Below are 3846 nucleotides of genomic sequence, written 5' to 3'. Positions count from 1 at the left end.
ATCAGACGAGCCCGGATTGGACGTGCGGGCCAGCACGATCACGCCCTTGCCGAAGTCCTCGGCGGCGCGGACATGCGGCTCGATCGTGTCGAGCCCCATATAAGGGTTCACGGTGAGCGCATCGCATGTGAACGCGGCCGGCTCTCTCAGAAATGCGGAGGCATAGCCTTCAGCGGTGGAGCCGATGTCGCCTCGCTTGGCGTCCATCAGGATGACCAGGCCGGCTTCGCGGGCCGCCGCGCAGATATGTTCGAGTGCCTTGAGCCCAGCCCAGCCATGCCGCTCGAAAAAGGCAATCTGTGGCTTGATGACACCGGCCCGGCCCTTGATGGCCTCGACCATGGCAAGGCCCCAACATTCGACACCATCGGCCGTATCGCCGCCGAAGACGGCCGGAATACGGCCCTGATGCGGGTCGATACCAACACAGAGCGGCCCGAATTTGTCTGTGGCGGCGATCAGCCGGTCTGCAAAGGCGCTCAAGAGTCGGTCCCTACCCGGCAGGCAACCTTCACGACTTGCAGGCTCTGGCGCGCCCTGTCGGCAGAGCCGCCATAATTTTCAGGTGAGATGGGCACGGGACGATCGCCAAGGGGCTCTATGCCCTTTTCCAGGAGAAAACCTTCGATCGCCTCGGGCGAGGCGCTGTAGATGCGGCCGCGGCGCGGGCTCTCTGCGATGATGACACCGCGCACGCGCCCGTCGGCGTCATAGACCGGCCCGCCCGACAGCCCGCCAAGCGAGCCCTGCAGATCACTCGTGCGGCCGGTTTCGGCCCAGGCAAGGACGGGTTCCTCGCCTTTTCTGGTACCGCTGGTGATAAGGCGCGACCGCGAGATAAGCCGGCTCGCAGCTTCCCCTGGCCGGCCCTGAGGATAGCCGACATGGAAGCCATAGCTGCCGACCTGCAAGGTCGAACTTGTATCAAGCGCCACGGGCGAAAGGCTTGGATGGGCCGTCAGAAGGGCAAGATCGGTGTTGTCGGAAACTTCGACGCGTTCAACGGGCAGATAGCGATTTGGCGCGACGAGAAGCGATACATCCTCGCAGCCATCGACGACATGGCGCGCCGTCAGCCACTGGCCGTCCGTATTGATAGAGAAGGCCGTCCCGATGCCATCCTTGGGCTGATCGACCCGGACCAGAACGGTTTCATCGAAGGCAGAGGGCGGCGGCAGTGTCGCGCCTTCGCGCTCGATCGAGTCTGGTGTGGCGGGCGGCGCATCCTGATCCGGAACGTTTGAAAACACGCCGCCGACAATCGCCAGAAGAGCGAGCGTGTAGACCAGCCAGTCAGGAATAAATCGCACCTTCGCCTGTCTCCTCTGATCCTCTAGAACCTCTGCAGCGCCGGATCCCACAGCCCGGCGGCCAGCAACATCGCGCTCGCCAGCTTCGTCCCGATCAGAACAATCGCGGCGCCGGCCTCGTCATTCTGAATGCGCTTGGGCAGGTCGCGCAACAACAGATCGGTGATCCTGTATGCGAGCAATTGCAGGATGAGCGAGACGGTGCCCCAGAGCAAGAGGTCGATCAGGGAAACACTGGACGCAAGGCAGGAGGCGAGCGGGATGGCGAGGCCGACAATCGCGCCGGCCAACGCAAGGCCCGCTGTGCCATTGCCGCCCTTGACCAGGGCCAGCTCTTTCCATGGGGTCAGCAGCACATACACCGAAACGGCGAGGATCAGCATGCCGCCAGCAGCACCTGTCCAGATCAGGAATGTCGGAAAACCTTCCTGGAATGACTGTAAAACGGAACCCATGAAATCCCCGGTCTGTTGTCTTGCTTCGCTTTGTCCTAAACAAGCCAGACATCTCACTCAATAACAATGGAGCATCCATGCTGCATCGCGGAAAAACTGCACTTATTACAGGCTCAACGAGCGGCATTGGCAAGGCAATCGCCGAGGCCCTGGCGGCAGAAGGTGCGAACATCGTCCTGAACGGTCTGGTCAAGCCGGGCGAGGATGAGGCGCTCGTCGCCGATTTCGAGAAGAAATATGACGGCAAGATCGGCTTTTCCGGCGCGGACCTCACCAATCCGGACGCGATCGAAGGCTTGATGGGATATGCCGCGCGCGATTTCGGCGGGGTCGATATCCTGGTCAACAATGCGGGCGTCCAACACGTCTCGCCGATTGAGGAGTTCCCGGTTGCCAAGTGGGACCTGATCATCAGCCTCAATCTCAGCGCGGCCTTCCATACGACCCGCATGGCGATGGGGCCGATGAAGGAAAAAGGCTGGGGCCGGATCGTGAATACGGCGAGTGCGCATGCGCTTGTCGCCTCGCCCTTCAAGTCAGCCTATGTCGCCGCCAAGCACGGTATCGCGGGCCTGACCAAGGTCGTCGCGCTCGAAGGCGCGCAACATGGTGTGCGCTGCAATGCCATCTGTCCGGGCTATGTTCACACGCCGCTGGTCGATGCGCAGATTGCCGATACGGCCAAGGCGCGCGGCATGACCGAGGAGGAGGTGAAACAGAACGTCCTGCTCGCCGCGCAGCCGACCAAGGAGTTCGTCACGGCAGAGCAGGTCGGCGCGATGGCAGTCTTCCTGACCAGCCCCTCAGGCAATCAGATCAATGGCGCCCTGATGCAGATGGATGGCGGCTGGGTCGCCCAGTAGCGCCTAGCTCTCGGCGCTCTCCACTTTACAGACACCGGCCTTGTAGTCCCCGACGACGCGGACCACTTCGTCCCCTTCGGGTTCGACGCGCTGGCCGGTGATCAGGTCAGTCAGGACGCGTTCGACCAGACTGTCGAGGCGCGTGACGACATAGCAGTCGATGGTGGGCTCGGCATGGGCGTTCCCGACGCCGCTGTCATCTGTCAGGAAGAGATAGCGCCCGCCTGTGATCTGGCCCATGGCACGCATCAGGAATTCGGCCGTATCATCGACGCCAGAGGCGGCCAGAGGCACGATGTGAATGCCCTTGGTGCGCGACAATAACGCGCTGTCCCAGGTCGCTTCGATATCTTCATCATGCGGCGGGGCATCGGCGACCAGCATGTTCACCTTTACCGCATCATCACGCCAGTCAAAGTCCAGTCCCGTGGCCATGGCGTCATGCATGGCCTCCGGGAAGTCGCCGCCGCCATTGGCGCTTTGGGTTTTCAGGTTTTCGACGAAAGCATCGAGATCGCCCGTAAAGTCGAAATCACGCACCACATATTGGTCGCCCACATCGCGGTACACGATCAGGCCTGCATGAATGTCGAGCGTCCCCTGAGCCTCGCGGACGCGGCCGAGGATGGCAACGAGCTCAGACTGCAGATAACGCATCTCGTCACTCATCGAGCCTGTCGCATCGAGGGTCAGCAGGAGGTCGAGCTTGGTAACCTTTTCGGCATCGCTCTCAAAGCTCAGCGTCACTTTCTCGGGCGCGCCATCACCGGTTTCGATTGTCCGGGCAACCGACGCGCCGCCATCCAAGGGGATCGCCTTCACCGAGAAGGACGCGCCCAGCGCGTCAAAATTCGGATAGAGGAAGACGGTGCCGTCAGCGCCGGTGCGAAGCGGAAACATCTTCTTGCCGTCCGCATCCATGACGATCAGGCGGGCAAAAGGGGCCGGTTTGCCGAGCCGGTCCGTGACAAGGACCTCAATCCTGTCGGCGGCATCAACAAAGGGCAGATCCTTGCGGCCGAGCGGGCCCTGGAGCGCCTTGTCGAGATAGGTCTTGTAGAGGGCTGGATTGAGCAGATCGTCATAATCGCCCGCCGTCAGCGTCCCTGATTGCGGGAGCGGCTCGCTTGCTGGAGTTGCCGGCTCTGGCGAAACCATCCCCGAAGGGGCTTCTGCTGCAGGTGCGGGCGCTCCATCCATCACCGGCGAGGGAGGAGG

General features: G+C 62.1%; 5 protein-coding genes. 1 reads left to right on the top strand and 4 read right to left on the bottom strand.

The window, feature by feature from the left end:
- The 3 genes from pyrF to WA989_RS15550 form a co-directional block, all read right to left on the bottom strand.
- The coding region (gene pyrF / locus WA989_RS15560; protein WP_424341394.1) for an orotidine-5'-phosphate decarboxylase at window positions 1–483 on the bottom strand (483 nt) is incomplete at its 3' end.
- Window positions 480–1310 (bottom strand): S1 family peptidase, encoded by an 831-nt coding sequence (locus tag WA989_RS15555; RefSeq protein WP_424341393.1) that lies wholly within the window; start codon window positions 1308–1310, stop codon window positions 480–482. The genes pyrF and WA989_RS15555, both read right to left, overlap by 4 nt.
- A gap of 23 nt (window positions 1311–1333) precedes the next feature.
- A complete protein-coding gene (locus WA989_RS15550; RefSeq protein ID WP_424341392.1) occupies window positions 1334–1765 on the bottom strand; it encodes a DUF350 domain-containing protein in 432 nt (143 codons plus the stop codon).
- A 77-nt stretch (window positions 1766–1842) separates the two neighbouring features.
- Between WA989_RS15550 and WA989_RS15545 the strand changes: the two genes are divergently transcribed.
- Window positions 1843–2628 carry a 3-hydroxybutyrate dehydrogenase gene (locus WA989_RS15545; protein ID WP_424341391.1) on the top strand — a complete coding sequence of 262 codons (786 nt, stop codon included), beginning with the start codon at window positions 1843–1845 and terminating at the stop codon, window positions 2626–2628.
- Between the two features lie 3 nt (window positions 2629–2631).
- Here the strand turns inward: WA989_RS15545 and WA989_RS15540 are convergent.
- The coding region (locus WA989_RS15540; RefSeq protein WP_424341390.1) for a vWA domain-containing protein at window positions 2632–3846 on the bottom strand (1215 nt) is incomplete at its 5' end.

The sequence above is a fragment of the Henriciella sp. genome, from assembly GCF_049649345.1.
GTDB lineage: Bacteria > Pseudomonadota > Alphaproteobacteria > Caulobacterales > Hyphomonadaceae > Henriciella.
This window is presented reverse-complemented; position numbering and strand designations above follow the sequence as displayed.

Excerpts from the sequence above, each read along its gene's own strand:
- WA989_RS15545 (WP_424341391.1), top strand. The coding sequence starts at position 1,843 with ATGCTGCATCGCGGAAAAACTGCACTTATTACAGGCTCAACGAGCGGC.
- WA989_RS15550 (WP_424341392.1), bottom strand. The coding sequence starts at position 1,765 with ATGGGTTCCGTTTTACAGTCATTCCAGGAAGGTTTTCCGACATTCCTG.